Source organism: Anaerobacillus sp. QJM3NY_17 (genome assembly GCF_056173665.1).
The window spans coordinates 786,135-808,996 of the sequence record NZ_CM149685.1; the positions used below are offsets into that span (position 1 = coordinate 786,135).

Genomic DNA, 22,862 nt, shown 5'->3' on the forward strand with positions numbered 1-22,862 from the left:
GAATGTCAGAGAAACATTAATTGTTCCTTTTATTCAACTCTACTATCGTTTTAAGACGACTTGCTCATTGTAACAGTAATTTAACTGTTTTATCCATATGGAGTGAATGTTTAGTAAAATAGATAGGCAATTGCTTTAGGTTTTTATCAAACTTATTTAATTGGATCAAATTATGAGAAACTAGGTGACGATACATGCTTCAATATACGATTTGTTTTATCAAAAGAAATCAAGATTTTCTCTTATTAAATCGACGCAAAGCCCCAACAATGGGTCTCTGGAACGGCGTTGGTGGGAAGCTAGAACAGAATGAAACGCCGTCTGAGTGTATAATAAGAGAAACCTTTGAAGAGACAGGGATTGAATTAGAGAGCGTTATCTATGCAGGGAATGCTCTTTTTTATAGTGAGCAGGGCAACTCAGGTATGTACATTTTTCTGGCGGATTTACCAGAAGGAATGATTCTTACTACTCCTTTAAATACGGCAGAAGGAATACTAGACTGGAAACGAATAGATTGGATTCTAGATGAAGATAACCAGGGTGTAGTAAGCAATCTGCAGAAGTTTTTGCCCGAAGTACTTGGAGGAAACTATTTACAGGAGCACAGGTTTATCTATCACCATCATCAAATGCAATCTTATTCGGTCTCTCCAATAGTAGAGAGTGAAGTTAAAACAGTTCACAAATGAATCAGTGTCATTGGAAAACAAAAAAAGAGAGGCAAACTTAAATAGAAGTTTGCCTCTCTTTTTATTATGTGAATCAATGCGAGGTTTGTGGTTGTCTCTTCTCAACCTTTTTCGCTTCTCGGTTGTTACGTATAAACATATAGAACGAAGCTGAGAAAATGATAATATAGCCAATAATACTCCAGGCATCAGGTATTTGACCGAATAGTACAATGCTGATTAAAGCAGAGTAAACGACGGTCGAGTAGAAGAAAATCGAGATTTCTCGAGCAGGTGCAAATTTATAGGCTACGGTGAGCCCAAATTGTCCAAGCGTTGCGAATACGCCTGCTAATAATAGATAGATCAGCTGTTTCGTTTCCATTGGTTCATAGAAGATAATCACGAATGGCAATAATACTACTGTTGAGAAGAATGAGAAATAGAAAACAACTGTATAGAATTTTTCACGCTGTCCAAGAACTCTGAGTACCGTATAGGCACCTGCAGCAAAAATAGCAGAAAGCAGGCCGGAAATATACGGAACTGTCTCGACTGAGAACTGTGGCTTTATAATTAATAGCGTTCCGATGAAAGCGATGATGATCGCAATGATCTGGAACCGTTTCGCTTTTTCTTTTAAGAAAAGAGCGGAAAAAATAATTAATAAGAAAGGACTAAGCTTATTGAGCATGTCGGCATCAGAGAGGACAAGGTTGTCAATCGCATAGAAATAGAAAATGATTCCTAGTGTTCCAAGCGCTGATCGCAGGAGCAAGAATTTCTGGTTCTCCTTTTTACCGAAGAGTCTTTCTTTGTAGTACATCACAAAGCCAAATGAAATGATGGCAGAGACGGCATTTCGAAACATCGTTTTTTGAATCGTAGGCACGTCACCTGATAGCTTTACAAAAGCAGCCATCATCGCAAATCCAAATGATGATATTAGCAATAGGATAATTCCTTTATTTCGATCACTCATCAAATTCCTCCAGTTTGTCAATCACTTCTATCACTTTACTGCAAAGGGATCCTCTTTTTCAACTACAGAGCTTAAAGTAGGAAATGTCACAAAATTGATTCATTCTTTCTTGAAGGGATTGTGGCATAGTAGAAGGGTGATCGAACCTTTCTTAAATCGGGTGATAAAAATGCTCGGTTAATAAGAGGGTATATATGGGTAATGTAGGTACTAGACATAAAGCAAAAGGAGAAACGTGATCATGTTTGTATGGCGCAATATTTATCGAGGATTATTAATGGGCGTAAGTGATTTAATCCCTGGCGTAAGCGGTGGTACGATTGCCATGGTGCTTGGCATTTATAGAAGACTGATTAGCGGTATTAATGGATTGATGAGTAAGAATTGGAAAAAAGAACTTGGGTTTTTTATTCCCCTTTTAATAGGCGTAGGACTTGCTTTACTGCTCGTTAGTCAGCTTATGGAGAAACTGCTCGAGCATTATCCACAGCCTACGTTCTTTTTCTTTATTGGCTTAATTATTGGGGTTGTCCCTTTTCTATTAAGAAAAGTAGACTATAAGAAAACGTTCGAGCCTTTCCATTATGGATTGTTAATTGTAGCGGCGATTTTAATTGCTTCCACTTTGTTTCTAAAAGGGGACGGATCAGGAGAGGTGATGAAATCGTTAAGTATGGTTGATTACGTCATTCTGTTTTTCTCTGGCTGGTTAGCTAGTACAGCGATGATTCTTCCTGGAGTAAGTGGCTCTTTTGTCTTATTACTGCTTGGGTCATATCAGACTGTTATCCATGGTCTTTCATCGTTTCAAATTCCCCTCTTACTAACGGTAGGAGCAGGCATTATTATTGGATTAAGCTTAACAGGTAAGGTCATTGCTCACTTACTTTCAAAATATACGGTTTCGACTTATGCCGTTATGATTGGTTTAGTGATCGGCTCAGTCGTTGTGTTGTATCCAGGATTTCAGTCAGATGTTGGACTTGCGGTAGCGAGCCTCTTAACATTATTGGGGGGACTTGGCGCAGCTATTGTACTTGGAAAAATTGAACATAAGGAAGAATAACAAAAACCGCAGGAAAACCTGCGGTTTTTTGTGTGATTTATTGCTCTTCTTGATTTGGTTTTGTACGAGGAAACACAAGATGTTTCATCATAAAGAAGCTTGAAGCAGAAGAGAGGAACATGGCTAGTCCTTTTGAAATATTACGTTCAATGTAGCGTGGCAGCGTGATCCATTCGAATATCAAGAGAGCGCCATAAAAGACAAGGTTGCTAATACCAAGTGCGATGATGGCCTGAACTAGAAATAACAGCACCTGTTTTTTGTCATGGATCGCTTTTGAAGGGAACGTGAGCTTGGCATTCCAGAAATAGCTGTTAATGATCGCCAGAACGTATGAAATTGTGTTGTACATAATAAGCTGGATTCGATCATCTGTTGGAAATAACAGCATGAGCAGGTTTAAAGCACCTATATCAACTAGTGCATTCATCACACCAATTACACTGAAACTCATCACCTGTTTAGAACCCTTGCCAATTCTCTGCTGCTTCATATACTCATCCTTCTATCTATTGAATCGCCTGCTGCTGTTCTTCTTGCTTTTGCTCAATGGCGGACTCATAGAAATCAAGTAGCTGTTGAGCTGGACCTCGCCAACCGTAATCTCTAGAATGCTCGTAAGCTTCTTTTGACATTTTTTCTAATAGCCCTTTTTCCTGAAGGCGATTAATGACTTCAGTGAGGTTACCGTTCGTTCCTGAACGATAGAGTAGTCCTGTTGAACCATCCTCAACCTGTTCGTTCGTTGGACCAGATTCTGCGGCAATAACAGGAAGGCCACTTGCCATCGCTTCAAGTATGACAAGCCCGAGCGTTTCAGTCGTTGATGGAAACATAAAAGCATCTGCAGAAGCATAAGCCCTTGCTAGCTCTTCTCCGTGTAGAAAACCAGTAAATGATACGTTATCAAGATGACCAAAGTTCTTTTCAAGTTCACCTCGATAAGGGCCATCCCCAACAATCGCCAGGTGAGCATCTGGCTTGTCTTCAAGCATCGGAACGAGCGAATCGATTTCTTTCTCGAATGCAAGTCTTCCGACAAAGAGGAGAAGGGTTTTATCTGGATTGTCGTTTGATAACCGGCGTCTCATATTGCTGTCACGAAGTTCAGGATTAAAGCGTTCAGTATCAACACCGCGTTTCCACAAATGCATGTTATAGAAGTTTTGTTCATTTAACTCTTCTAATATGGCTTGTGACGTACAGAGGTTAATATCCGCTTTGTTGTGCATTCTTCTGAAGTGCCACCAGAGAAGAGGTTCCGACCATGACATATTGTAGTGATCAGCGTATTTAGGAACGTGAGTATGATAAGAAGCAATAAGCGGAACGCCGAGTTTCTTACCATACTTGATACCAGAATAGCCCATAAAAGCCGGGTTAACGACATGAACAAGATCAGGATCAAACTCCTCTAAATAGGTTTTAATCACACGAGTTGGCATGCCGAATTTCCGATGTTTATATAGAAAGAATGTACGAGGCTGAACTCCATCAAAACGAATATTCCGATAGCTGCGCACTCCTAAATCTGGAGCAATGACCTGAATATCATGCCCTTGATCAATTAAATAATCGATCGATGCACGAAGTCTTGTCACCACGCCATCTGTTGAAGGAAGGAATGTCTCTGTTACGATGGATATTTTCATAAGAACACCTCAGTTAGTATTGTGCATCTTTTACTTCCAGGTCACGTTAGGAAGAACGTTTTCTTTCAGTACGCGGTCTTTGTATTTGAGAGCTGTATCAAGCGTTCTCGAAATGTGTTCATCTGTTAAAAGAGAAGGCTCAAGACCAAGATCAATTAAGCTCGTGTTTACAGCGTGATAGTAGTGCTCTTCTTTCTCAACACGAGGATTCTCAAGGTGATCGATGTTAACTTTGAGTCCTTTAGCTTCAGCTACACGCTGAACTTTCTCAGCCAGTTCAAGTACAGAAAACTCTTCAGTAAACTGATTGAACACGCGGAATTCTCCTTTGTCGGCCGGTTTTTCTGCTGCAATTTCTACACAGCGAATCGTGTCCTTAATGTTTAAGAAAGCGCGCGTTTGTTTACCTGATCCGTACACTGTTAAGTTATGGCCAATGGCTGCTTGAATGATGAAACGGTTAAGGGCTGTACCAAATACACCATCGTAATCAAGGCGATTGATTAAACCTTCATCAAGTTCATCTTCATCTGTATGAAGTCCATAAACAATTCCCTGATTTAAGTCTGTTGCACGAATGCCCCAAATTTTGCAGGCAAACTGAATGTTATGGCTATCATGTACTTTTGATAAATGATAGAACGATCCCGGTTGTTTCGGGAACGGAAGAACGTCTTCACGTCCTTTATGTTCTATTTTTATGTATCCTTCTTCGATATCTATGTTAGGCTGTCCATACTCACCCATTGTGCCCAATTTAATTAAGTGACAATCAGGTGTAACTTCTTTAATCGCATAGAGCACGTTCAAGTTACCAACAACGTTATTCGTTTGTGTAAATACCGCGTGCTCACGATCGATCATAGAATATGGTGCTGAGCGCTGTTCAGCAAAGTGAACAAATGCTTCGGGCTGTACTTGCTTGAAGATTTCTTTTAAGAAGTCATAGTGCATCAAATCACAATCATACGTTGTGATATGCTTACCTGATTTTTCTTCCCATAATTTCACACGTTCTTCAAGGGGTAAGATGGGGGTGAGTGAGTTCGATCGAAGCTCATCATCCCATTTACGGCGTACCATGTTATCAATGATCGTAACCTCATGGCCCTGTTTTGATAAGTAAAGTGCGGTTGGCCACCCACAGAAACCATCTCCGCCTGCTACAATAATTCTCATAGATTTTACCTCCATCACAATGGTCGATTTAGTTGTAGATATCCTTGCTTTATCAAATATTTACGATAGCATTCCTCAAGATGGCATTCAACTCGCAACAATCAATTTACGAAATCTTTAAACCAATCCGAAAATGTATCATTATTTCTTTCCCTAAAAAGAGTATCACTACACCTTTTAGTTTGCATGAAACGCTTCATAAAAACAATTAATTAATTTAGAAAATTCAAAACGGTCATTTTAGGAATATGGTAAAATAATAAAAAATGCTTTCAAACGAATTATCTCATCATAACGCCTACTATTTTTTCATTCATACTAGCAACTGTTATCTGGACATTTAAAGACATTGAAGAATAGGAGTGATTTTCCCTATGTAAACTGACTACCCTTTAGTTCATTTGTAAGACCAAAATAAAAAGGGGTAGTTATGATGAGACTACGTTCATTTCGTTTCTTGTGGATTGGCCAGGGGTTTGCCAACACGGGAGATGTTCTATATATTGTGGCGCTAATAGCTGTTCTTTATCAATCAACAGGTTCAGCACTTTATCTTTCCCTGCTACCATTTACTATTACGATCGCTCGATTTGTAAGTGGAATGTGTGCACCGCTAGTCTTGAACCGCTTTTCGTTAAAAGGATTACTAGTCGGATCACAAAGTATAAAGACAGTGTTGTTGGGGATGCTTGGCTTGTCTTTATGGCTTTTTGATCCTTCAATACTGATTATTTTAGTTCTTGTTTTTATCATCGCTTTTCTTGATGGGTGGGCCGCACCTGCTCGAAATGCCATGCTCCCTCAACTCGTTACGGAGGATGAGCTTGCGAAAGCGAATAGTTTTGTAGCGGTTGTTGATCAGTCCATTCAATTTGGCGGTTGGGCACTCGGTGGTATTCTTGTAGCAGCAACGTCAGGCTCCTTCGTTATATGGGTTACCTTTGTGATGTACGTGATTTCCACACTGATGATGGGGTTAATTGTTGTGAGGGATCACAGAGAAAGGAAGACGAAAATTCATATGATGAGCGGATGGAGGTTGATTTGGAAGCATCCTGTTCTGCGTATATTTCACATTATGATTTTTATTGAAGCGATAGCAAATGTCGTTTGGATTGCTGCTATCCTTTATATTTTTGTCGAAGAAGTTCTTATGAAATCAGAAGCGTGGTGGGGATATCTTAATGCGTGCTTTTTCATCGGCTTGATAGCAGGTGGAATGGCCGTATCCAAATACACGAATTGGTTTGAACGTTATATGAAAGAAACGCTTCTCGCCACGTGCTTCGCGATTAGTATTTTAACGTTTGTTTTTGGTTTAATAAGTGTTCCTGTGATTGCACTTCTGTTAACTGTGCTCTCAGGAATGGTGGAACAAATAAAATCAATTGCGATGGTGACATTCATCCAAAAGAAATGCCCGAAAGATTCACTTCCTGAAGTTTTTAGCGCTCAAAGCGCTCTGATATCCATTACGTTTGGTCTTGGCTCTTTGCTATACGGTTTTCTTGCTGAGACGATTAGTGTTCCATTTGTTTTTGCTTTATCAGGAGTTTTACTATTAGCATCGGCTTTTTACTTATTGAAGAGCATGCACTACTTAACAGAATAATAAAGTAGAGCCCCTTTGCTAGCAAAGGGGCAGTTTAAGTTGGTTATCGATTTTTGTCCTTATTCCCCGTTACATCAATGGCAGGTGTATTGTTTCCGAGGTAGCTCGTGGGTTGAGCTGGTTCTTCGCCATAGAAGTCTTCATTGATCTTTTCATCAACATTGACAGGTGCTTGTCCTTTGTAAAATGAATCGTTTATCTTTTTGTTTGCTTGTGTTGTGTCACGCTTCATTTTTTACCTCCTGATTTCGTTAGGATCTTTCTAGCATGTGTAGTGAACGGAGGATTATGATTCATCTCGATGTAAAGTAAGCTTTACGTAAAGTGAGCTTTACCTTATAATGTAAATGAGAAGTGAGGAGGCTTTTTAGTTGAAAAATGTACTCCGTGAGAAAAGAACAGAACAAGGGTATTCCCAGGATCGCCTAGCCGAAATACTTGGTGTATCAAGGCAAACGATTATTTCAATTGAGAAAGGAAAGTACAATCCATCTTTACCGCTCGCACTTGAAATGGCGAGGTTGTTTGGAACGATTGTGGAGGAGATTTTTTATTTGGATTCTGAGGGGGATTAGAAGTGGCAATGAATAAAACGTATATCGGATTTGGCGTCTTTTTTGCGTTGAATGCTTTATTACTGATTAGTGTTGGTCTTGGCACAGGAAATGAACCTATTCCTGCAAGTTATATGATGATGAGTATGTCTATTATGACCTTTTGCTTAAGCTATCTTCAGCCGCAGTTTAAGGCACGGGACGAGCGAAGTCGAATGATTCGAGAGAAAGGGATGTTTTATTCGTACTTTGCTGTACTAGGTTATATCATGGTGTTTCTTTTTCTTCTACAATTCAACATAGTGAATATTAGCTCAGTAACAGTGCTGAGTGCATTAGCCGCCATGCTGATTAGCACAGTCTTTGTTTCCATGGTGATCGTCGCTAAAAGACATTAATTTTTATCACGATGATTAAAGATGGCAAGAATCGGGAAACCCTTTTTGTGAGATCATAAAAAGGAGTTGGATTGACATGAGTAAATCATTACAAGCTTATTTTACAACAGAGAACGATGCAGAGAGTGCAAAAGCTGATTTGCAGGCTTATTCGGTAAGTCAATTGTCAGTTGAACATATTCCAGAAGATCAAAAGCTTAGTATCGATACACCAGTTCAGGGACAGGGAACTGCTACCCCGGCTGGAGCGAATAACGATTTGTTTTTCTCTAATGAAACGCCAACAGGCAAGCAAGAAGAAAATGCTGATCCATCTGAGGAAGCGGACAGAGAGTTTCGCTACGTGTTAGTTTTTAATACAGAAGAGCAAGACGACACGGATCTGCGTGAAGTTGTATCGAAGCATAATGGCGCAATGGAAAAATAGATAAATTGGAAAAAGCTGCGCAATGATGCGCAGCTTTTTTTTGTGGGGGGAAGCGGGGGGCACGCACCTAACCCCAGCTTCACTACCGCGTTATTCAACCACAGTATGAAATCTGAAAATGGTGGATAGGATGAAATAGAAGTGGAGGAAGAGAAAGACAGAACGCTTAATGTTCGCTATACTGTGATAGGAAGCGCATCGGAAGTGGCAAAATACATAAAGGTTTGCTTCAATAGGAGTGACACAAAACGTTACGAATTTATAGTCAGATTCCTTTGATTCAGGGGAGAAAAAAAGGTATACTGATACCTAGATGATAATGATTATAAAAAGATAGTTTATTTAATTAATCACTGTATGAGAGGGGAACACATTCATGGCTAAAAAGACAATGGGATTACTTGTAATGGCGTATGGAACGCCTTATAAAGAAGAGGATATTGAACGTTATTACACACATATTAGAAGAGGCCGCAAGCCATCTGACGAGCAGCTAAAAGATCTTCAGGACCGATACAAAGCAATTGGTGGAATATCGCCACTTGCCAAAATTACGGAAGATCAGGCGAAAGGGCTTGAAGCTCACCTTAATGAAATTCAAGATGAAATTGAGTTTAAGCTTTATATCGGATTAAAGCATATCGAGCCTTTTGTAGAAGATGCGGTACAGCAAATGCACAATGATGGTATTGAAGAAGCCGTTAGTATTGTGTTGGCGCCTCACTTCTCTACATTTAGTATCAAATCTTATAATGGACGAGCAAAAGAAGAAGCTGGAAAACTAGGTGGCCCAGTTATTCATTCTGTTGAGAGCTGGTATGACGAGCCTAAATTTATCTCTTATTGGGCGAAGCGTATTAAAGAGATATTTGAAGGGATGGCAGATCAAGAACGCGAGAAATCTGTCCTCATCGTTTCCGCGCACAGTTTACCTGAAAAAATCATTGCAAATGGAGACCCTTATCCAGACCAATTGAAAGAAACGGCAGATCTTATCGTAGCAGAGTCAGGTGTGAAGAACGTGGCAATAGGATGGCAAAGTGAAGGGAACACTCCAGATCCATGGATTGGCCCAGACGTACAGGATTTAACAAGAGATCTTTATGAAAAACAAGGTTTTACATCGTTTGTTTATGCTCCAGTAGGATTCGTAGCCGATCACTTGGAAGTATTATTTGATAATGACTATGAATGTAAAGTTGTAACAGATGAAATCGGTGCAAATTATTATCGACCAGAAATGCCAAACGCACAGGAAGAATTCATCGATATTCTTTCAACTGTCGTGTTAAAAGAATTAAATAAACAATAATGAAAAAGGCGCAGTCTTACGTTTGTAAGGCTGCGTTCTTTTTTGTGAGAAATTCCAAACTGCTCTTGAAGAAACAAATTGACAACTAGCGTAAAAGAAGATAAAGTAATGAGAAATTCATGCATCGTAAATAACAATAGGCTAGGAAGAGGAAGCAGTAGCGTGTTATGACGAGTAGTGTCAGAGAACCAGTGGTTGGTGTGAACTGGTACAGTCTAACCGTGAATTACCCCTCAGAGCCTTCTTGATGAACAGAGTGATCTAACTAGTCAGGAACGGGAAAACCGTTATCGTATTCGAGCCGGAAGAAGTTATTTCTTCAATCAGGGTGGTATCGCGTGTAAGCCACGTCCCTACTATATAGAGGGGACGTGGCTTTTAATATGAAATTTAATAATTAGGAGGTCGACAGGAATGAACTCAATCATGGATCAATTAACAGAAGAACAAAGAAAGGAAATGGAAAGGCAATATGCGGTTTATACACATGGAACGAGTCAAGTCATTCCTGGAGATGAACTTAAACATAAAATAGCTACTTCGATTTTTAAGAATAAGCCACTTAAAGTGAAATTGGGTCTTGATCCTTCTGCGCCCGATGTCCATATTGGTCACACCGTTGTGTTAAATAAGTTAAGGCAGTTTCAAGAAAATGGCCATATCATCCAACTCATTATTGGAGACTTTACAGGTAAAATTGGTGATCCTACTGGAAAATCAACAGCAAGAGTGCAGCTAACGGATGAAGAGGTGAAACGAAATGCTGGAACTTATCTTGAGCAGTTTGGTAAGGTTCTTGATCAAAGCAAAGTGGAGCTCCACTACAATGCGGCGTGGCTATCTGAACTAAAGTTTGAAGACGTTATTGAACTCGCTGGAAAAATAACGGTTGCTCGTTTACTTGAGCGCGATGATTTTGAAAATCGAATGAAGGCGAATAAGCCTGTCTCGCTTCATGAGTTCTTTTACCCTTTAATGCAGGGCTATGATTCTGTTCATCTTGAAAGTGATATTGAGCTCGGTGGAAATGATCAATATTTCAACGTTTTAATGGGGCGTCACCTTCAAGAGCAGTTCGGAAAAGAGAAGCAAGTCGTCTTAATGATGCCTCTTCTAGAAGGATTAGACGGGATTGAAAAAATGTCTAAATCCAAAGGGAATTACATTGGGATTACAGAGAAGCCATCAGAGATGTATGGAAAAGCGATGTCGATTCCTGATGAGCTGGTCGTCAAATATACCGAATTAATCACGGATCTATCTCTAGAGGAAAAGCTTACGGTTCGTAAAGAAATTGAACAAGAAGAAATCCATCCAAGAACAGCTAAAATGAATTTAGCTAAGACGATCGTTCGCATGTTTCATGGAGAAAATGCTTCTGAAAAAGCAGAAGTGGAGTTTCAACAAATCTTTCAGCAAAAGCAGCTTCCAACTGATATTGAGGAAGTCATATGGGATGGAGATCGGATGGTAACTGTGCCAACATTGATCGCTAAACTAGGCATGCTACCTTCAACAAGTGAAGCTAGACGAATGGTGAAGAATGGCGGTATTAAGCTAAATGAGGTAAAAGTAACAGAAGTGAATGAGGAAATTGAAGTGAAAAATGGATTGGTCATTCAAGTGGGCAAAAGGAAATTCAAGAAAATAAAACTAGCATAGTAAAAATTTCCCCCTCGAATAGAGGGGGAGGATTTTATTATTCTGTAATGGTGACACTTTCTTCGGTATGTTCATGAAGACCTTCATCGTTCTCTACATGGATGGTAACGGTGTAGTCACCAGCTTCTTTAAAAGAAGTCGTTCCTTCATATTCCCCATCCTTCATTTCTTCAGCGTCAACCCACTCAGCTTTTTCTTCATCTACTTTCGAAATTTCAAAGCGAACGTCAGCACCAGTTAAGGCTTCTTCGTCTTTTTGAAGGTGTGCCATGAACGAAACATCTTCATTCGCTTTTATCTCTTCGGGCTTCATAAGATGGATGGATACGTCGCTTTCGTGTTCGTGCGCGTGTTCATCAGTTTCAGAAGCAGCTTCTTCTTCAGAACCGACCATCATTTCATTTTTCGGCATCGTATGTAGGTCACGAGCTGTCACGTGAGATTGAACGAAGTATTTACCAGCATCGTCGAGTTCCTTTTCAGCAGTATAAACGCCTTCACCATCATGAGAAGCTTCGATCATTTCACTATCTTCTTTGGAGCCTTCTTTCCATACTTCAAACATAACTTCGTCAGCATCGTCTACCTTTTCATCACCCTGTGTAACCGTTGCAGAAAAAGTAATCTTTTCACCTTTTTCTACTTTTTCAGGAGTATCTAGTGCAACATCAAGTGTTTCGACCTGAATTTCCTCTGCCGTCGAGGCGTTGTTAGACTCATTTGCATTATCCTGTCCGCACGCTGCTAGCACCATAGAAATGCTAAGGATAGATACCCACGATCCGATTTTTTTCATAACAATTTTTCCTTCCCTTCATTTCTTACGTCCATTTCTGAATAAACAGTATGGCCACTTCAGTAATCTTGTAAACCTTTATCCACACTTTAATAGTAAGAAAGTTATAACCTAATCTCAAGGCTAATTCATGAATAGTTGTGTCTAGCTGGCAACAAAAGAGATTGATAGAAGTTTTATACGAGTGAATTTAAAAGAGACAATAAAAAAACGATCCTTATTGAAAGGAAGGATCGGAGAGATTAAACAAGAGCTTCTTTTGTTTCAAAATGAATCATCATCCATTTCTCGATATCTTGAAAGCCTATTCGCTTGTAAATGTTTCCTGCCTCTGGATTATCATAGAAAAGACATAGGACTTTTCCTTCCTTAAGGACGTCATAACAAAGTTTACTTGTACATTTTGAAGCATAGCCTTTTCGTTTATAATTTGCCAATGTACAAACACCAACGATCATCGCTGATTGAGAATTTTCTGCTGCGGTAGAAGCTGCTGACACAAGCTTCCCATCTTCCTCAATAAAGTATGTTCTTGATACTCCTTTTTCCTGATTTCGTCGCTTTTCTTCTACGGTCTCAGATGAGTCAAACTCACCAATTTGTTCATGAAGAGAATGGATGTGACTTAGGTCAAGCGATGAGGCGACTTGTACATTGTTGATGTTATCGAGGGCAAGTTCGTTAGTACTCTCACATTTCGCATAGAACAATTCACGACTTGAGCGAAAAGGATGGGAAACAAAGGGTTGTATTTGACTTGTGACCCGTTTAAGTCCTGACATCATAAAGAAATCGCTGTCTTCTGAAATCACTTTTGCAAAACCTTTTGCGTCAAAATCCTCAGGTGCAAACGGAATATAGTTTTTTTCATATTTTAATAAAACAGCTCGCAATGTACCATCCTCTAAGAAATCACCCCAAAGCTTCTGGAAAGGTTGATCATACCCATAAGCTTCAATATCTCCTAAAATGAACAAGTTCTCTGCAGCGTGTGGTGTTAATAAGGAGAGGCATTGAAGATGATCATTTTCAGTTAATCTTCTAATCAATTGATAGTTTCCCCCTTTCTAATTCTAACAACCAATTTTACATAAAATAACACAAAAGTAAATAGATTATGAAAATTTATGTTAATCTAAAAATATAGTGGGATTTAGAAAGGAAATGAGGCAATTGATAAAAGGGATTCTTTTTGATTTTGATGAGACGCTTTTGAATAGGAAAGACTCAGTGAATAGCTTTATTCATGACCAATATAAACGCTACCTCACATCTTTAGCAGACATAGAGGAAGAACAGTTTTGCTCACGTTTCATTACTTTAGATAACAATGGGTATACGTGGAAAGATCGCGTTTACGAACAGCTAGTAGATGAATATGAACTAACAATAACTTCAGAAGCGCTTCTAGAGGATTATATTTGTTCCTTTCACCTTCATTGTAAACCTTTCAATGGTTTGATCGATATGCTAGATCGCTAAAAAAGCAGTGGGTACTTACTTGGTTTAATCACCAATGGAAAAACAGCATTCCAGTATAGAAATATTAGTGCTCTGGGAATTGAAAACTATTTTGACGTTATTCTTATTTCTGAACAAGAGGGCGTGAAAAAACCAGAGAAAGTGATTTTCCAGCGTAGCCTTGAGCGGCTTGATTTAAAAGCTTCTCAAACCGTTTTTATAGGGGATCATAAGATAAATGATATAAAGGGTGCTAGTGACGCTGGAATGAAAACAATATGGAAGAAAGGGTTCAATACATCCGAAGAGTTAGGAGACGCCTCGATCCAATCGTTATTAGAAATTCCACAAGTGTTGAATGAGTGGAAGCGATTAGGCATGTAGAAATTTAGCGTAATCTATCAACAAATTGATCTGTTGAGATCGGATCTGCAAACCATTGAAGTGTCTGGTTATGATGCTGGATGATTTTTTTAGCGTTTAGTAGAGACGTATCCCAAGTACTGTGAGCATCTTCAATTAAACTGATAGAAAATCCTTTACTATAGGCGCTCCTACATGTTGAATCTACACATACTTCTGTTTGAATACCAGTTATAAGAAGATGATTGATGTTTTTAGAATGGAGTTTTTCTTCCAGGCGAGTGAGATGAAAGGCATCTGGTGTTGTTTTGTAAATCACTTCATCTTCCTTTTCGATGGTGAAAAAGGGATGAAGCTCCCAATCAATCGTGTTCCGCTTTAGGTGATTTCCATTTGTTTCATGCTGGATATAGTAAACTGGTATGCGTTCTGATTTAGCGGAGGCTGTGATTTTTTTTAAGTTGTATAGTAGCCTGGCATCTTGGTAGACGGAAGACCCGCGATGAAACATTCCATTTTGGACATCAATGAGAAGCAGAGCAGTAGTGTTCAATCATATTCCCCCTTAAATAAACGAACAAATGTTCTTGTTCAATCATACCCCGTATTTGAACGAAAATCAACCGATATATGGAATGAAAGCATGCATTTGTAAAAGTAAGACGTTTAAAAGAGAGGAGAAACGGGGACATTTTAATTGTATGCAAATTAGAAGGAGCTGATATTCAATGAGTAATGTAATGTTTACTTCACAAGCAACTGCAGAAGGCGGACGTAATGGACAAGTTAAATCTTCGGACGGTTTAATTGACTTAAATCTTGTTATGCCAACAGAAAAATCAAGCGAAACTGGCTCAAACCCTGAGCAACTGTTTGCTGCTGCTTATGCGGCTTGTTATGATGGTGCATTAAATCTTGTGGCATCTAAGAAGAAGATGGATATTGATTCGAAAATCACAGCAGATGTTAGCTTATTGAAAGATGAAGCTGACAATGGCTTTAAAATCGGCGCAGCTTTAAATGTAGAAATTAAAGGTGTAAGCCAAGAAGATGCAGAAATGCTCGCAAAAGAAGCTCACAAAGTATGCCCTTACTCCAAGGCAACGCGAGGCAACATTGATGTAGAAATTAATGCAAAAGCTGTGTAACAGATGAAAGCCGTTCTCCAACAAAGGAGAACGGCTTTTTTTCTTGTCTAAAATCTGCTTTTTAACTATAAGAGACGTAAGTTATTTTTGGAATTCAATATCTTCTGGGAGTTCTGTTACATCAGCCCCGTTAAAGAACGTCTTTGATAGATCACGAATCGTTCCATCTTCAAGCATTTCTTCAATTACTTCATTCACTTCAGTAATAAGCTTTTCGTTTTCCTTATTCATCAAAAGACCGCCTTCACTTGGCATATATTGAATAGCAGGGTGAATGGTAAGGTCAAGTTCAGGAAATGCCGCTAGAGCCAATCGCTGCAAGTAAACATCATTTAAAATGACATCGGTTCTTCCGTTGTCAACGTCGCGAAGGTATTGCTCATTTGTCGCATTATCATAGATTACTTCTTCAGCGCCTTTTTCCTTTGCGAGTTTCATGAAGTTCGTTGTAGCTGCACCGGCTGCTTTCTTTCCTTCTAAATCGTCGATTGAGTCTATACCAGATAGATCCTCCGCACGAACGATAGCCGTGCCGTAAGAATGTTTGTATGGCGTAGAAAGTGCAAATTTTTCTTTGCGCTCTTCTGTAATGCCGATATCATTAGCAGCCATATCGACTTTTCCTGTTTGAACAGCTGTCAGCATTCCGTCAAAACCCATTTCAACAAATTCCACTTCTAAATCCAAACGGTTGGCCAGTTCTTTCACAATTTCTACATCAAAGCCAGTTAAATCGTTTGTTTCTTGCTCATGATAAGAAGTTGGATAAAGTGTACCAGAAGTCGCTATTTTAATTGACTCAGCATCCTGGATCTCTTCCCAAGCAGTGTCTCTTTCTTCTTCAGAGCTATTATTGCTGCACGCTGCTAGAATTGATACAACTATCAAAACGAGCAACAGTAAAAAACGATTCGATCTCATGATCATGTCCCCCTTTTTTAAATCAGAACATTACCATAGCAAAGCAGCTTCGGCTTAAGCAAGAGATTTGTCCTAAATATTTCTAATTATAAGACTGGTGAGAGGGACTACCGTATAGGTTTGGATGAGAAGAATGATTCGGGCGAGACGTAATACCCAGTTTAGTTTATAGAAGATGGGGTAACTGTACCGTAATTAATTTTTTATGGAAGTTATTTCATTAATTCACTAACGGAAGGGGATTAGCTGTGAAACATTCTGTGGGGACTTTTACGCATCGGTATTCCGTTGTGCATCATCAAACACAGGTCGCGATTCAACATTCGAGACGATTATCTAAGAAGAAGATAGATATTCGGAAGCTTTCTCAAATGACCGGCTTTTCTGAAGAACAAATTCTTGAATCGATGGAGTTCAGTGATCCAAGTGTAAAAGTTTCTCGTCCGACTCTTCCTAAGCAAACCCTTTATTTGGATGTATAATAGAAGGTCACATAAGTGATGTTTGATTGAAATCGACTGCTAAAGTCGATTTTTTGTTTGTCTAAAATTTGGAGAAAAAAGGGTAAATCTGGTTAGTTTGAATTTTATAAGGGTAAATGATAATGTAGTCAGACTAGTGAAAAAATGATTGGGATATGTTGAATTTGATTTTGCTACCAATCTGAAAGGAGAGATCTATGAAAGAAAAGGAAAGTCAAAGAAAGAACCCGGTCTTTTGGGTATCGGGTATAGTCGTATTGTTACTTGTGATTTGGGGAGCTGTGGTACCTAAGTCATTTGCATCCGTAGCTAGCTCAGTTTACTCGTTTACAACGAATGCATTTGGCTGGTTTTACTTAATAGCGGTTATTTTCTTCGTGGTTTTTTGTTTCTATTTAGCTATTAGTAAATACGGTAAAATTCGCTTAGGTCCAGATGATGAGAAACCTCAATATCCATTCTTCACCTGGATTGGCATGCTGTTTAGTGCTGGTTTTGGGGTAGGTCTTGTTTTCTGGGGTGTCGCAGAGCCAATGACGCATTTCGCTAACCCACCAGCAGGTTTTGGTGTTGAAGGAGAGACAGAGCAGGCAGCAAAGCTTGCCATGCGCTATTCTTTTTTTCATTGGGGAATTCACCAGTGGTCGGTCTTTACGGTTGTAGGGCTTGTGATGGCTTATTTCCAATATAGAAAAGGTCGTAAAAGCTTAATCAGTGAAACGATTTCAAGTAAGTCTAAATCAGGAAGTAAGGCATCGTGGAAGAAGATCATTAACATTCTTGCGGTCATTGCAACCGTGATGGGTGTAGCCACATCACTTGGATTTGGTATTTTGCAAATCAATGGTGGGCTGGATTATATGTACGGACTTCCGCAAAATGCAGTCGTTCAAATTAGCATTACTGCCATTCTTTTCGTCTTGTATATGGCATCTTCAACTACAGGATTAAACAAAGGCATCAAGTACTTAAGTAATTTAAATTTGGCTTTAGCTCTTATCTTAATGCTATTCGTTCTTTTTCTTGGACCAACTGTTTTTATACTTGAGAGCTTTACATTAGCATTAGGTGGGTATATTCAGAAGTTCATTGAAATGAGTTTCTTTATGACCCCTTATCAAGGTGGAACATGGGTGAAAGAATGGACCGTGTTTTATTGGGCATGGGTCATTGCGTGGTCGCCATTTATTGGAGCTTTCGTTGCTCGTGTCTCTAAAGGACGTTCCATTCGCGAAATGATTTTTGGGGTGCTGATTGTCCCACCGTTTATTGCTATGGTGTGGATAGCTGTATTCGGAGGAGCGGCTTTCCATCTCGATCTATTTCAAGGAACAGCGATTGCCGATGCTGTTAATGAGGATGTGACAAGTGCATTATTCGTGACGCTTGAACAATTTCCGTTAACTCAGGTGTTATCGACGCTATCTATCTTTTTGATTTGCGTCTTTCTTGTTACTTCTGCGGATTCGGCTACTTTTGTTCTCGGTATGATGACCTCTGACGGTGATTTGAATCCTTCTTTATTTTCAAAGCTTGTTTGGGGAACGCTTATTGCTGCTATTTCAGCAGTATTGATTATTAGTAGTGGTCTTCAGGGACTTCAAACAGCTTCGCTTGTTGCTGCGTTACCGTTTACAGTAATCTTGATTATCATGTGCGTTAATCTGTTTAAATCATTACGTAATGAAGCGAAAGAAGCAGAAGGAAAAAGAGAAAAAACGTTACTAAAAAAATTAGCCGAAGCTTCTAAAGAGAAGAAAGAAAATCGTCAAAAACAATCTTCTTAAACTCTGATTTCCTCAGAAATTAAAAAGTAACTATATCCCTATTGCCTATGTTTCTTGTAGACTAAAGGTGTATGTGCTTAGTTTCGAGGTAGACTTAGGCTCCTATGTCACGAACTTGTGAACGAAAGAGGATTGAGAATGTCGGATATTTTATGGATTTTGTATCTTGGAGTACTTGGAGCACCAGCGATAGGATTTTTGTTAAAAGGAAAGTATAAGACCGCTTCAATGAAGATAGACTTTCTCGTGTCAGCAACAACTTGGACAGGGTTATTTGGATATGTTACTGAAATCAGCATAGGCCCAGCGCTATTATGGAAATTTGTTTTTTTCCTTGGTTTACTTTGGGATCTTCTATTTGTCCTCTACTTTGATCAAAGTGATGAAGCGATTGAGGGAATGAGTGAGAAAACAGTAAAGATGACAACCGTTATCTTTTCGATCATAATGCTTATTCCACTCTATTATGGACTATTTCGCTATGCATTTTAAAATGCTGTGCTAAAACCAGAAACAGTTACTAAAGGTATTAGAAAAGGCGCATCATCCTATTACGGATGATGCGCCTTTCTTTCTTAACCTAGTGCTACGTCAAGGACCATCATGACTGAAAAACCGATCATTAATGAGATGGATGCGATCTGCACATTCCCCTTTTCTTGTGAGCCAGGGATGATTTCTTTTGCTACTACGAAAATCATTGCTCCAGCAGCAAAGCTTAGTGCATACGGTAGTAAAGGTTGAATGTAGATAACCGCTAAGGCACCCACTACGGCAGAAATTGGCTCAACAATTCCTGATAGCTGCCCGTAGAAAAAGCTTTTGGCTCTGGACATACCGTCACCTCGAAGTGGAACAGCAACGGCGGTTCCTTCAGGGATATTTTGTATCCCGATACCGATTGCAAGCGCAATGGCACCAGCAAGTGTGGAGGTTGAAAATTCTGCAGCAACAGCTCCGAATGCTACACCAATAGCTAGACCTTCTGGAATATTGTGCATTGTAATGGAGAAAACAAGCATCGCTGTGCGGTGTTTTGCTTTTTTATCTTTAATTTCTTTAAAGTACAAATCCTCATTAATGTGAGGCAAGATGCGATCTACGAGAAGAAGGAAAAACCCTCCTAATAGAAAACCAACAACTGCAGGAATATAGCCTGGTACTCCTTGTTGTTCAGCCATTTCAATTCCGGGACTGAGCAGGGACCAAAAACTTGCAGCGATCATAACTCCGCCTGCGAATGCGAGCATACCATCAAAGACTTTCTGATTGACGGTTCTAGTAAAGAATACAAAAGATGCCCCAAGTGCTGTGGCGCCCCATGTAAACAACGTAAATAAGAATGCCTGTGTTACAGGGCTTAATCCAACAATCCAATCACCCATGAGTAAACTCTCCTTCTAAGAATCTATCTATTATTTCCTATCGTCATATTTTTTGCCTTCAGGAAAAATCTATACCCTCAAGTCTAATGCGACTGGTGTCGACTGTCAACATTAGTGAATTGCATAGAGCATTTTATAATGGCATGAAAAAAGCCCGGCATTTGCCAGGCTTTGGATTTATTATTTTGTGACTGTTACCGATTGACTCAGCATTGCGAGCATATCATCCTTTATATGCGTCCACATGTCATGATCAGTCGTAAAACGTTCAGTCGTTTCGCTTATAAAAGAAAGAAAGGCCTTTTTAAAGTTCGGATCTCCTTTTGGAGGAAGGGCCTGTTTGGCTTGGTCCACATAAGCTTGAACTTCAGGAGCACGTGGTCCCCATCTTCCAACTTCATTACCCTCTGAATCAATTAAAACGATGATTGGAATCGATCTCGCTGTTCCATTCGTTAAATAGAGATCCATCAATTCAAGATAGTTATCGCGGATAAAATATTTGCATTCTATTAAGGCCTCATTAGCCATTCTCATGAAAATAGGAAGGTTTACCATCGCATCACCGCACCAGTCAGCCGTTATCACAAGGGCACGTAGTTTCTCAGATTGAAGAGAATGAAGAAATTCAAGATTGGATTTTTCGAGCTCGAAATGATTGTAGATGGTTAATAAATCACCTTTATGCTCGTCCATACTATGAATGTATTGTTGCATCGTCATACCCTGGTCAAACCAATTTGTTAGATTCATTGAGAGCCCTCCTTTATTCCTACACAGTTATTATACTACGAAAGAGACACGAATTCCTTTTTACAGAGGAGCATTCTTTCAAAGAAGCATATCAATAGTGACATAACCTATGCTGTGATACAATTGAGTCACATTAAAGGATGTGATAAGAGTGAATGCCGTCGAAGCTATTCAAAATACAAAACAGATCTATCATTTAAAAGAAGCGTTAATAAATCGATCAAAACGAGATTATTTGCTTTTTATTCTCAGTATTAATACCGGTATTCGTTTAACACCTCTTTTACATCTCACTCTTCATGATGTTATGAACAATGAGTCTTTCAAAGATTATCTTGAATCCTCTATCACAGAAACTACAGATATTTACCTCAATACAGAAGTAAAGCGCGCGCTTACACGCTACATGGATAATCGACCTCAAAAGACAAACTATTATCTTTTTCATACGAAAAAAGACCCGACACACCCCATTACAAGACAGCAGGTTCATCGAATCTTATCCCAAGCTGGGAAAGAGGCGGGATTAGATCAACCGATTAGCTTCCATAGTTTAAGGAAAACATTTGGTTATCATGCCTTTCAACAGGGAGTTGCTGTGTCATTAATTCAGAAGATATATGGTCATGCAACTAGAAGTGAAACATTAAAATATATTGGTATAAATTCTGCTCAGATTCCGAAACTGAAAATTGATGTTCATTTATAGAAGGGAGGGAAATCGATGGAGACGAATATAGTCATTTTATTTAGCGCCATCTTTTTAATTGGCGGAGTTTTCATGGCGAAGTTTTCTTCTCGCTTAGGCGTACCGGCACTCGTATTATTTATTATCGTTGGAATGATATTTGGTAGCGACGGACTGGGGTATATTTATTTTGATAACGCGTCACTCACGCAGTCACTTGGGATATTAGCACTCGTACTCATTCTATTTGATGGTGGTTTGCAAACCGAATGGCGTCGTACAAAGGCTGTTCTTCCTATTTCATTATCATTGGCAACAGTAGGGGTCCTTGTGACTTCAGGCTTATTTGGTGTAGCTGCCAAAATGATTTTGGATGTTAATTGGAATGAAGCGCTGCTTCTAGGTGCGATTGTAGGCTCAACAGATGCTGCCGCTGTTTTTGCCGTATTGAAGGGAAAAAACATTAAGCGGAAACTACAATCTACGCTCGAAGCTGAATCGGGTTCGAATGATCCGATGGCGATGTTTCTAACACTTGCTTTATTACAACTTGCCATCGGAGAGAAAACATTTGGTGCATCTGTGATTCTTTCATTCTTCTGGCAAATGGGAGCTGGACTCTTATTAGGCGTACTATTCGGGTATTTAGCATCCTGGGCAATGAAGAAAGTTGAGTTGGGATCGAACGGTTTATATCCTGTTCTTTCGATTGCCATTGCCTTAATTACATACAGCGCGACAGATTTGATTAACGCAAGCGGTCTGCTTGCCGTTTACGCTGCTGCCCTTGTCCTTGGTAATACGAAAAGTCTTCCGTATGGACAAGCGATTTTCCGGTTTCATGATGGAATTGCATGGATGATGCAAATATTGATGTTTATTATGCTAGGTCTCCTAGTAAATCCTTCTGAATTATTCTCAACTTGGATTGTATTAAAAGGATTAGCCCTTTCTCTCATCTTGATTTTTATTGCTCGTCCGATTGCAGTGTTTCTTTCGAGTCTTCCGTTTAAATTTACAATAAAAGAAAAAAGCTTCCTTGCTTGGGCAGGATTAAGAGGGGCTGTACCGATTGTGTTAGCAACCTTCCCACTACTTGAAGGGTTAGAAAATAGCCAGCTTTTCTTTAATCTCATATTCTTTATTGTCCTTACATCAGCTCTTGTTCAAGGGGCAACCATTCCATTTGTGGGAAAAAAGTTAGGTTTAACAGGTCCTGAGGTACATGTGCCTTCTCATTCTCTAGAGCTGGTTTCATCGACAACGGTAAATGCAGAAATGATTCCCTATACGATTACTTCTTCTTCTAAATTGATTGGAGAAGAACTATCAGATATATCCTTCCCGGATAAAGTGCTCGTTAGTGCGATTATTCGAAGAGATGAGCTGATTGCGCCATCTGGAGATACCAAAATCAAAGTCAACGATGTGCTTTATATTCTCGTGGAGAATCAAAAGAAATCAGAGTTAGAAAAAGTATTAGGGATCCGCAAGACCATTGGTGGATAAGAAAAAAAACTAGTAGGTATCACTGAAGGGGTTCTCCATTGGAGAGCCCCTTCA

25 protein-coding genes, 1 pseudogene and 1 other annotated feature are annotated in these 22,862 nt (G+C 39.4%); of the genes and pseudogenes, 15 read left to right on the forward strand and 11 right to left on the reverse strand.

All coding sequences use genetic code 11. From position 1 onward, the window contains the following. Window positions 1–194: 194 nt before the first annotated feature. Window positions 195–692 carry an NUDIX hydrolase gene (locus AC0VYV_RS04265; RefSeq protein ID WP_475368458.1) on the forward strand — a complete coding sequence of 166 codons (498 nt, stop codon included), beginning with the start codon at window positions 195–197 and terminating at the stop codon, window positions 690–692. 73 nt (window positions 693–765) lie between these two features. Here AC0VYV_RS04265 and AC0VYV_RS04270 read toward each other — a convergent pair whose 3' ends face one another. Beyond that, entirely contained in the window at window positions 766–1,653 is an 888-nt protein-coding gene (locus tag AC0VYV_RS04270) for a DMT family transporter (RefSeq protein WP_194220368.1), read from the reverse strand. Between the two features lie 241 nt (window positions 1,654–1,894). Here AC0VYV_RS04270 and AC0VYV_RS04275 point away from each other — a divergent pair, with 241 nt between their 5' ends. Next, a complete protein-coding gene (locus AC0VYV_RS04275; RefSeq protein ID WP_475374477.1) occupies window positions 1,895–2,719 on the forward strand; it encodes a DUF368 domain-containing protein in 825 nt (274 codons plus the stop codon). 37 nt (window positions 2,720–2,756) lie between these two features. On the opposite strand, the gene AC0VYV_RS04280 is transcribed toward AC0VYV_RS04275, so the two are convergent. Genes AC0VYV_RS04280 through AC0VYV_RS04290 form a run of 3 tightly spaced genes read right to left on the reverse strand, consistent with a single transcriptional unit; the run spans window position 2,757 to window position 5,550 of the window. Then, window positions 2,757–3,212 carry a GtrA family protein gene (locus tag AC0VYV_RS04280; RefSeq protein ID WP_475374478.1) on the reverse strand — a complete coding sequence of 152 codons (456 nt, stop codon included), beginning with the start codon at window positions 3,210–3,212 and terminating at the stop codon, window positions 2,757–2,759. Between the two features lie 16 nt (window positions 3,213–3,228). Continuing rightward, window positions 3,229–4,371 carry a glycosyltransferase family 4 protein gene (locus AC0VYV_RS04285; protein WP_475366643.1) on the reverse strand — a complete coding sequence of 381 codons (1,143 nt, stop codon included), beginning with the start codon at window positions 4,369–4,371 and terminating at the stop codon, window positions 3,229–3,231. A gap of 30 nt (window positions 4,372–4,401) precedes the next feature. Further along, window positions 4,402–5,550, reverse strand: coding sequence for an NAD-dependent epimerase/dehydratase family protein (locus tag AC0VYV_RS04290; RefSeq protein ID WP_475374479.1), 1,149 nt, complete (start codon window positions 5,548–5,550; stop codon window positions 4,402–4,404). A gap of 433 nt (window positions 5,551–5,983) precedes the next feature. Here AC0VYV_RS04290 and AC0VYV_RS04295 point away from each other — a divergent pair, with 433 nt between their 5' ends. Beyond that, the gene (locus AC0VYV_RS04295; RefSeq protein ID WP_475368463.1) at window positions 5,984–7,162 is read left to right on the forward strand and encodes an MFS transporter; all 1,179 of its coding nucleotides are present in this window, start codon (window positions 5,984–5,986) and stop codon (window positions 7,160–7,162) included. Window positions 7,163–7,205: 43 nt separating this feature from the next. On the opposite strand, the gene AC0VYV_RS04300 is transcribed toward AC0VYV_RS04295, so the two are convergent. Next, window positions 7,206–7,394 carry a hypothetical protein gene (locus AC0VYV_RS04300; protein WP_475366646.1) on the reverse strand — a complete coding sequence of 63 codons (189 nt, stop codon included), beginning with the start codon at window positions 7,392–7,394 and terminating at the stop codon, window positions 7,206–7,208. 139 nt (window positions 7,395–7,533) lie between these two features. On the opposite strand from AC0VYV_RS04300, the gene AC0VYV_RS04305 reads away from it, so the two are divergent. From AC0VYV_RS04305 to tyrS, 5 genes are all read left to right on the forward strand, one after another. Next, window positions 7,534–7,737, forward strand: a complete 204-nt coding sequence (locus AC0VYV_RS04305; RefSeq protein WP_475366647.1) for a helix-turn-helix transcriptional regulator — start codon at window positions 7,534–7,536, stop codon at window positions 7,735–7,737. Window positions 7,738–7,745: 8 nt separating this feature from the next. Further along, the gene (locus AC0VYV_RS04310; RefSeq protein WP_430243895.1) at window positions 7,746–8,114 is read left to right on the forward strand and encodes a permease; all 369 of its coding nucleotides are present in this window, start codon (window positions 7,746–7,748) and stop codon (window positions 8,112–8,114) included. 76 nt (window positions 8,115–8,190) lie between these two features. Next, window positions 8,191–8,541 (forward strand): hypothetical protein, encoded by a 351-nt coding sequence (locus AC0VYV_RS04315; protein ID WP_430243802.1) that lies wholly within the window; start codon window positions 8,191–8,193, stop codon window positions 8,539–8,541. Between the two features lie 376 nt (window positions 8,542–8,917). Continuing rightward, window positions 8,918–9,853, forward strand: coding sequence for a ferrochelatase (gene hemH / locus AC0VYV_RS04320; RefSeq protein WP_194220378.1), 936 nt, complete (start codon window positions 8,918–8,920; stop codon window positions 9,851–9,853). Window positions 9,854–9,987: 134 nt separating this feature from the next. After that, window positions 9,988–10,211 (forward strand) — a binding site (T-box leader). 56 nt (window positions 10,212–10,267) lie between these two features. After that, on the forward strand, window positions 10,268–11,515 hold the full coding sequence (gene tyrS, locus AC0VYV_RS04325; protein WP_475368465.1) for a tyrosine--tRNA ligase: 1,248 nt from the start codon (window positions 10,268–10,270) through the stop codon (window positions 11,513–11,515). Between the two features lie 37 nt (window positions 11,516–11,552). Here the strand turns inward: tyrS and AC0VYV_RS04330 are convergent, their stop codons facing one another. Both AC0VYV_RS04330 and AC0VYV_RS04335 read right to left on the reverse strand, forming a co-directional pair. Continuing rightward, window positions 11,553–12,311: a FixH family protein gene (locus AC0VYV_RS04330; protein ID WP_475374480.1), complete on the reverse strand. Its 759-nt coding sequence runs from the start codon at window positions 12,309–12,311 to the stop codon at window positions 11,553–11,555. A 242-nt stretch (window positions 12,312–12,553) separates the two neighbouring features. Next, window positions 12,554–13,360, reverse strand: a complete 807-nt coding sequence (locus tag AC0VYV_RS04335) for a GNAT family N-acetyltransferase (protein ID WP_475368466.1) — start codon at window positions 13,358–13,360, stop codon at window positions 12,554–12,556. A 115-nt stretch (window positions 13,361–13,475) separates the two neighbouring features. On the opposite strand from AC0VYV_RS04335, the pseudogene AC0VYV_RS04340 reads away from it, so the two are divergent. Then, a pseudogene (locus AC0VYV_RS04340) lies at window positions 13,476–14,156 on the forward strand (HAD family hydrolase). A 4-nt stretch (window positions 14,157–14,160) separates the two neighbouring features. Here the strand turns inward: AC0VYV_RS04340 and AC0VYV_RS04345 are convergent. Further along, window positions 14,161–14,688 carry an isochorismatase family protein gene (locus AC0VYV_RS04345; protein WP_430243792.1) on the reverse strand — a complete coding sequence of 176 codons (528 nt, stop codon included), beginning with the start codon at window positions 14,686–14,688 and terminating at the stop codon, window positions 14,161–14,163. 175 nt (window positions 14,689–14,863) lie between these two features. Between AC0VYV_RS04345 and AC0VYV_RS04350 the strand changes: the two genes are divergently transcribed. Further along, entirely contained in the window at window positions 14,864–15,283 is a 420-nt protein-coding gene (locus AC0VYV_RS04350; RefSeq protein ID WP_194220382.1) for an organic hydroperoxide resistance protein, read from the forward strand. 81 nt (window positions 15,284–15,364) lie between these two features. Here AC0VYV_RS04350 and AC0VYV_RS04355 read toward each other — a convergent pair whose 3' ends face one another. Then, window positions 15,365–16,204, reverse strand: coding sequence for a transporter substrate-binding domain-containing protein (locus AC0VYV_RS04355; protein WP_475366651.1), 840 nt, complete (start codon window positions 16,202–16,204; stop codon window positions 15,365–15,367). Between the two features lie 248 nt (window positions 16,205–16,452). Here AC0VYV_RS04355 and AC0VYV_RS04360 point away from each other — a divergent pair, with 248 nt between their 5' ends. The 3 genes from AC0VYV_RS04360 to AC0VYV_RS04370 all read left to right on the forward strand — a co-directional run bounded on the left by AC0VYV_RS04360 (window position 16,453) and on the right by AC0VYV_RS04370 (window position 18,965). Further along, window positions 16,453–16,686 carry a hypothetical protein gene (locus AC0VYV_RS04360; RefSeq protein ID WP_475366652.1) on the forward strand — a complete coding sequence of 78 codons (234 nt, stop codon included), beginning with the start codon at window positions 16,453–16,455 and terminating at the stop codon, window positions 16,684–16,686. A gap of 197 nt (window positions 16,687–16,883) precedes the next feature. Next, window positions 16,884–18,473: a BCCT family transporter gene (locus AC0VYV_RS04365; protein WP_430243787.1), complete on the forward strand. Its 1,590-nt coding sequence runs from the start codon at window positions 16,884–16,886 to the stop codon at window positions 18,471–18,473. Window positions 18,474–18,611: 138 nt separating this feature from the next. Next, entirely contained in the window at window positions 18,612–18,965 is a 354-nt protein-coding gene (locus AC0VYV_RS04370) for a hypothetical protein (RefSeq protein ID WP_303530348.1), read from the forward strand. A gap of 83 nt (window positions 18,966–19,048) precedes the next feature. Here AC0VYV_RS04370 and AC0VYV_RS04375 read toward each other — a convergent pair whose 3' ends face one another. Together AC0VYV_RS04375 and AC0VYV_RS04380 are read right to left on the reverse strand one after the other, a co-directional pair. Continuing rightward, complete coding sequence (locus AC0VYV_RS04375) at window positions 19,049–19,858, reverse strand: ZIP family metal transporter (RefSeq protein WP_430243784.1); 810 nt, start codon at window positions 19,856–19,858, stop codon at window positions 19,049–19,051. 180 nt (window positions 19,859–20,038) lie between these two features. Continuing rightward, entirely contained in the window at window positions 20,039–20,611 is a 573-nt protein-coding gene (locus tag AC0VYV_RS04380; RefSeq protein WP_475366653.1) for a thioredoxin family protein, read from the reverse strand. A 151-nt stretch (window positions 20,612–20,762) separates the two neighbouring features. Here AC0VYV_RS04380 and AC0VYV_RS04385 point away from each other — a divergent pair, with 151 nt between their 5' ends. Together AC0VYV_RS04385 and AC0VYV_RS04390 are read left to right on the forward strand one after the other, a co-directional pair. Next, a complete protein-coding gene (locus AC0VYV_RS04385; RefSeq protein WP_430243780.1) occupies window positions 20,763–21,320 on the forward strand; it encodes a tyrosine-type recombinase/integrase in 558 nt (185 codons plus the stop codon). A 15-nt stretch (window positions 21,321–21,335) separates the two neighbouring features. Further along, window positions 21,336–22,808 carry a potassium/proton antiporter gene (locus AC0VYV_RS04390; protein ID WP_303530342.1) on the forward strand — a complete coding sequence of 491 codons (1,473 nt, stop codon included), beginning with the start codon at window positions 21,336–21,338 and terminating at the stop codon, window positions 22,806–22,808. Window positions 22,809–22,862 lie beyond the last annotated feature (54 nt).

What these genes read in the sequence shown, in the direction of transcription:
- AC0VYV_RS04265 (WP_475368458.1), top strand. Translation starts at nt 195, where the DNA reads ATGCTTCAATATACGATTTGTTTTATCAAAAGAAATCAAGATTTTCTC.
- AC0VYV_RS04270 (WP_194220368.1), bottom strand. Translation starts at nt 1,653, where the DNA reads ATGAGTGATCGAAATAAAGGAATTATCCTATTGCTAATATCATCATTT.
- AC0VYV_RS04275 (WP_475374477.1), top strand. Translation starts at nt 1,895, where the DNA reads ATGTTTGTATGGCGCAATATTTATCGAGGATTATTAATGGGCGTAAGT.
- AC0VYV_RS04280 (WP_475374478.1), bottom strand. Translation starts at nt 3,212, where the DNA reads ATGAAGCAGCAGAGAATTGGCAAGGGTTCTAAACAGGTGATGAGTTTC.
- AC0VYV_RS04285 (WP_475366643.1), bottom strand. Translation starts at nt 4,371, where the DNA reads ATGAAAATATCCATCGTAACAGAGACATTCCTTCCTTCAACAGATGGC.
- AC0VYV_RS04290 (WP_475374479.1), bottom strand. Translation starts at nt 5,550, where the DNA reads ATGAGAATTATTGTAGCAGGCGGAGATGGTTTCTGTGGGTGGCCAACC.
- AC0VYV_RS04295 (WP_475368463.1), top strand. Translation starts at nt 5,984, where the DNA reads ATGAGACTACGTTCATTTCGTTTCTTGTGGATTGGCCAGGGGTTTGCC.
- AC0VYV_RS04300 (WP_475366646.1), bottom strand. Translation starts at nt 7,394, where the DNA reads ATGAAGCGTGACACAACACAAGCAAACAAAAAGATAAACGATTCATTT.
- AC0VYV_RS04310 (WP_430243895.1), top strand. Translation starts at nt 7,746, where the DNA reads ATGAATAAAACGTATATCGGATTTGGCGTCTTTTTTGCGTTGAATGCT.
- AC0VYV_RS04315 (WP_430243802.1), top strand. Translation starts at nt 8,191, where the DNA reads ATGAGTAAATCATTACAAGCTTATTTTACAACAGAGAACGATGCAGAG.
- hemH (WP_194220378.1), top strand. Translation starts at nt 8,918, where the DNA reads ATGGCTAAAAAGACAATGGGATTACTTGTAATGGCGTATGGAACGCCT.
- tyrS (WP_475368465.1), top strand. Translation starts at nt 10,268, where the DNA reads ATGAACTCAATCATGGATCAATTAACAGAAGAACAAAGAAAGGAAATG.
- AC0VYV_RS04330 (WP_475374480.1), bottom strand. Translation starts at nt 12,311, where the DNA reads ATGAAAAAAATCGGATCGTGGGTATCTATCCTTAGCATTTCTATGGTG.
- AC0VYV_RS04350 (WP_194220382.1), top strand. Translation starts at nt 14,864, where the DNA reads ATGAGTAATGTAATGTTTACTTCACAAGCAACTGCAGAAGGCGGACGT.
- AC0VYV_RS04355 (WP_475366651.1), bottom strand. Translation starts at nt 16,204, where the DNA reads ATGAGATCGAATCGTTTTTTACTGTTGCTCGTTTTGATAGTTGTATCA.
- AC0VYV_RS04365 (WP_430243787.1), top strand. Translation starts at nt 16,884, where the DNA reads ATGAAAGAAAAGGAAAGTCAAAGAAAGAACCCGGTCTTTTGGGTATCG.
- AC0VYV_RS04370 (WP_303530348.1), top strand. Translation starts at nt 18,612, where the DNA reads ATGTCGGATATTTTATGGATTTTGTATCTTGGAGTACTTGGAGCACCA.
- AC0VYV_RS04375 (WP_430243784.1), bottom strand. Translation starts at nt 19,858, where the DNA reads ATGGGTGATTGGATTGTTGGATTAAGCCCTGTAACACAGGCATTCTTA.
- AC0VYV_RS04380 (WP_475366653.1), bottom strand. Translation starts at nt 20,611, where the DNA reads ATGAATCTAACAAATTGGTTTGACCAGGGTATGACGATGCAACAATAC.
- AC0VYV_RS04390 (WP_303530342.1), top strand. Translation starts at nt 21,336, where the DNA reads ATGGAGACGAATATAGTCATTTTATTTAGCGCCATCTTTTTAATTGGC.